Genomic DNA, 3,780 nt, shown 5'->3' on the forward strand with positions numbered 1-3,780 from the left:
CGACAGGACCTCGACGGTCACGCCCTGGTGGTCGTCGGCCCCGGACGCGACGCCGCATACGTCGCGCAGCTGCGCGCGCTCGCAGCCAAGCTGGGAATCGAGGACGACGTGGTGTGGGTTGGGGGCACCGCCCTCGAGGAGACGGTCGACTTCTACCGCGCCGCAGGCGTTTTCGTCTATCCCTCCCACAACGAGACGTTCGGTCTGCCCATCCTCGAAGCCATGGCCTGTGGCTGTCCGGTGGTCACCTCGGACTGCAGTGCCATGCCCGAGACGGCAGGAGGCGCCGCCGTGCTCGCCGACCCGGACGACCCTCAGGCGATCGCCACGGCCATCATCCAGGCACTGGACGGTGGGATCGCCCGCCGAGAGCTGGGGATCGCGCGAGCAGGCGAGTTCACGTGGCGCCAGACCGCGAAGGAGACGCTCGAGGTGTACCGAGAGGTGAATTCGATGCGCAGAGCCCGACGATGAGAATCCTGGTCACCGGAGGAGCCGGGTTCATCGGATCGCACACCTGCGACCGGTTGGTGCAGCTCGGACACGACGTCACGGTGCTGGACGCCCTGACCGCACCCGTCCATCGTGAGGGCAGACCGAACTACGTGACGGCGGGTGCGCACCTGTGGGTCGGGGACGTCCGAAACCGTGACCTGCTCGTCAACCTGCTCCGTCGCGTCGATGCCGTCTACCACTTCGCCGCCTACCAGGACTACCTCACCGACTTCTCCCGGTTCTCATCCGTGAACGTCGTCTCGACGGCGCTGCTGTACGAGCTGATTGTCTCCGAGGGCCTCGACCTCCAACGTGTCGTCGTGGCATCGTCGCAGTCAGCGATGGGCGAGGGGCTGTACCGGTGCATCGACCACGGTGAGCAGACGCCGGACATGCGTTCCGAGCAGGCGCTCCGGGCCCAGCAGTGGGACCAGCGGTGTCAGGTGTGTGGGGGCCCGCTCGAGATGCTGAAGACGCCAGAGCGGGTCTCCAATCCCCAGAACGCCTACGGGATGTCGAAGTACGGCGAGGAGATGGTCGCGATCAACCTCGGTCGTCGCTACGGCATACCGACCGTGGCACTGCGGTACAGCATCGTGCAAGGACCACGACAGTCGATCTACAACGCATACTCCGGCGCGTGCCGGATCTTCTGTCTGCACTACCTCCTCGGCAGCGCGCCAACCCTCTACGAGGACGGGCAGATGGTTCGTGACTACGTCAACATCCACGACGTGGTGGCGGCCAACGAGCTCGTGCTCACCGACGAGCGGGCGGTCGGTGGCGTGTTCAACGTCGGCGGCGGCGTCGGCTACACGACGGCGCAGTTCGCTGATGTGGTCCGCGCCCACTACGGGTCCGACCAGGCGGCTCGTGTGTCCGGCGAGTACCGCTTCGGCGACACACGGCACATCCACTCGGACATCCACGCGCTCCAGAGCCTCGGGTGGCAGCCGGAGCGGTCTCCTTCCGAGTCCGTGGCGGAGTATGCCGCGTGGCTGGAGGGGATGCCGGGCCTGGATCGCGTGCTCGCGGAGGCGGATGCGACGATGCGTCGGCTCGGGGTGGTGCGCCATGCCGACGGGCGGGTGATGGCATGAAGGCGTTCCTGCTCGCCGCTGGGCTGGGCACTCGCCTGCGTCCCCTCACCGACGCCGTCCCCAAGTGCCTTGTCAGCGTGGGCGGGATGCCCCTGCTCGACCTCTGGCTGCAGCAGCTGTCCCGGGCGGGGGTGACCGAGGTCCTCGTGAACCTGCACCACCTCGCCGAGCAGGTCGTGGACCACCTGGCGCGCACATCACAGCCCGTCACGGTCCGGACCGCGTACGAGCCCACCCTCCTCGGGAGTGCCGGCACGCTCCTGCAGAACCGTGACTTCGTGGCGGGGGAGGAGTCGTTCCTCGCCGTCAATGCCGACAACCTGACCGACTTCGACCTGCGTGAGCTCGTGGCCTCTCATCAGGCCTCGCGTCCCATGGCGACCCTGGGCCTCTTCCACGCGGCGGATCCGTCCAGCTGCGGGATCGTCGAACTGCGGGACGGAGTCGTCGTGTCCTTCGAGGAGAAGCCGCACGAACCACGCGGCGATCTGGCGAACGCAGGCCTGTACGTGTTCGATTCGGAGGTGCTCGATCTCATCGGGACTGCGTTGCCCCAGGACATCGGGCGTGACCTCCTCCCGCAGCTCGTCGGCAGGGCGAGGGGGCGAAGCCTCGGTGACGCGTACTTCGCCGACATCGGTACGCCACGGGCCCTCCGCGACGCCCGCCACCGCTGGGCCCACGGCCGATCGGTCGTCCCGGTCGGTGCACCCGAGTAGAGGTCGCAGTGAGAAGTGACGTGAGCCCCGGTTCCATCGCCCGGACCAGCCGGACCGGCATGCCGACCCCGCTCGTCATCGCAGCCGTTGCCCGTGAGCGCGGGATCACGGGTGTTCACACGCATGTGCGTCAGCTGCGGGGCTACCTGGACCGCACCGGGCAGCGGGCGGAGCTCATCACCCCGCACACCTGGGTGGGCCGCGGCTTCGGGGCCTGGTGGCGTGAGGCCGTCCTCCTCCCGCTCTTCGGCGTGCGAGTGCTGCTGGAGCGCACCTGGGGACCCGCGCATGTGTGGTGGTATCGCACGTCGCACGAGATCTTCCTGCGGAGGGTGTTGCGACACCGTCTGGCGAGCCTCGGCCCATGCACGGTCTACGCACAGTGCCCCGTGGCGGCCCGCGCGGCCCTCGCGGCCCGATCCGGGCCGCAGCAACGCGTTGTCCTGGCTGTTCACTTCGGAACCTCGCAGGCCGATGAGTGGGTTCACAAGGATCAGATCTCGCGGGACGGTCGGGTGTTCCGGTGGATCCGCAGAACCGAACGGCAGGTCGTCCCTCGGGTCGACGGCCTGGTGTTCGTGTCCGGTTGGGCCCGCGCGGCTCTGCGCGCGTGGCTTCCGGAGGCGGACGGGGTCCCGAGCACGGTGCTCACCAACTTCGTCAAGGCCGCACCGGTTGCGGCTGATCCCCCGCCTTCCGCCGACTTGGTCAGCGTGGGAAACCTCGCCGTCGCCAAGAATCACCGTTATCTGCTGCAGGTCCTTGCGGAAGCGAGGGCGGCCGGCCATGAATACTCACTCGACATATTCGGAATGGGGGAGGAGCGCGAGAACCTGAGACGCCTCGCCGCCGAGCTCGGCCTGAGCCAGCAGGTGCGGCTCCAGGGGTTCCGTAGCGATGTCGAAGGTCTGTTGCCGGCATACAAGGCCTACGTGCACGCCTCCTACGTCGAGACGTCATCGCTCGCGATCATGGAGGCCATGGCGGCGGGCCTTCCCATCATCTCCTCGACGGCAGGAGCGTTGGCCGAGCTCTTCAACGACCCGGCCGAGGGACGGTTCTGGCCGCTCGATGACCCCGTGTGCGCCGCCCGCATTCTCACCGAGCTGCTGGAGGATCCGGAGGAGCTCGACCGGGCGGGGCAGGCCGCTCGTCGGCGGTTCCACCGAAACTACGACGCCGAGGTGGTCGCGCCACGGTTGCTCCGCTTCCTGAGCGCGCCCACTCACGAGACCTGAAACGACACACCGGTCAAGCCGGTGCGCGGGTGGGGGTGCCGCGCCGTCGCTGTCGACCGGTTCGCCACCGGTGCGGCAGCCGGCTGCCGCTCGTCGCAATCGCGGCCGCGAGGAGGATCCCTCCCAGCACGTCACTCGGCCAGTGCGCGCCGGAGACGAGCAGGCTGGTCGCCAGGAGCGACGCCGCAAGCACCACCGGCGGCCACAGCCACCACCACGCCACCGGCC

At 68.6% G+C, this 3,780-nt stretch carries 5 protein-coding genes; 4 read left to right on the forward strand and 1 reads right to left on the reverse strand.

What is annotated here, in order from left to right:
- The 4 genes from ACTHJJ_RS08515 to ACTHJJ_RS08530 form a co-directional block, all read left to right on the forward strand.
- Positions 1–474 (forward strand): glycosyltransferase family 4 protein (locus tag ACTHJJ_RS08515; protein WP_440302512.1); only part of this gene is annotated, 474 nt, incomplete at its 5' end.
- The gene (locus tag ACTHJJ_RS08520) at positions 471–1,595 is read left to right on the forward strand and encodes an NAD-dependent epimerase/dehydratase family protein (RefSeq protein ID WP_440302513.1); all 1,125 of its coding nucleotides are present in this window, start codon (positions 471–473) and stop codon (positions 1,593–1,595) included. The genes ACTHJJ_RS08515 and ACTHJJ_RS08520, both read left to right, overlap by 4 nt.
- Positions 1,592–2,314: a nucleotidyltransferase family protein gene (locus ACTHJJ_RS08525; protein ID WP_440302514.1), complete on the forward strand. Its 723-nt coding sequence runs from the start codon at positions 1,592–1,594 to the stop codon at positions 2,312–2,314. Before ACTHJJ_RS08520 ends, ACTHJJ_RS08525 begins: the two co-directional genes overlap by 4 nt.
- 59 nt (positions 2,315–2,373) lie before the next feature.
- Positions 2,374–3,552, forward strand: a complete 1,179-nt coding sequence (locus ACTHJJ_RS08530; protein ID WP_440302516.1) for a glycosyltransferase family 4 protein — start codon at positions 2,374–2,376, stop codon at positions 3,550–3,552.
- Positions 3,553–3,565: 13 nt separating this feature from the next.
- On the opposite strand, the gene ACTHJJ_RS08535 is transcribed toward ACTHJJ_RS08530, so the two are convergent.
- A partial coding sequence (locus ACTHJJ_RS08535) for a phosphatase PAP2 family protein (RefSeq protein WP_440302515.1) occupies positions 3,566–3,780 on the reverse strand: 215 nt, incomplete at its 5' end.

It is taken from the genome of Intrasporangium sp. (assembly GCF_051961875.1).
Taxonomy (GTDB): Bacteria; Actinomycetota; Actinomycetes; order Actinomycetales; family Dermatophilaceae; genus Intrasporangium_A.

Bases quoted from the DNA above. Each gene is read 5' to 3' on its own strand.
- ACTHJJ_RS08520 (WP_440302513.1), top strand. From the start codon at position 471: ATGAGAATCCTGGTCACCGGAGGAGCCGGGTTCATCGGATCGCACACC.
- ACTHJJ_RS08525 (WP_440302514.1), top strand. From the start codon at position 1,592: ATGAAGGCGTTCCTGCTCGCCGCTGGGCTGGGCACTCGCCTGCGTCCC.
- ACTHJJ_RS08530 (WP_440302516.1), top strand. From the start codon at position 2,374: ATGCCGACCCCGCTCGTCATCGCAGCCGTTGCCCGTGAGCGCGGGATC.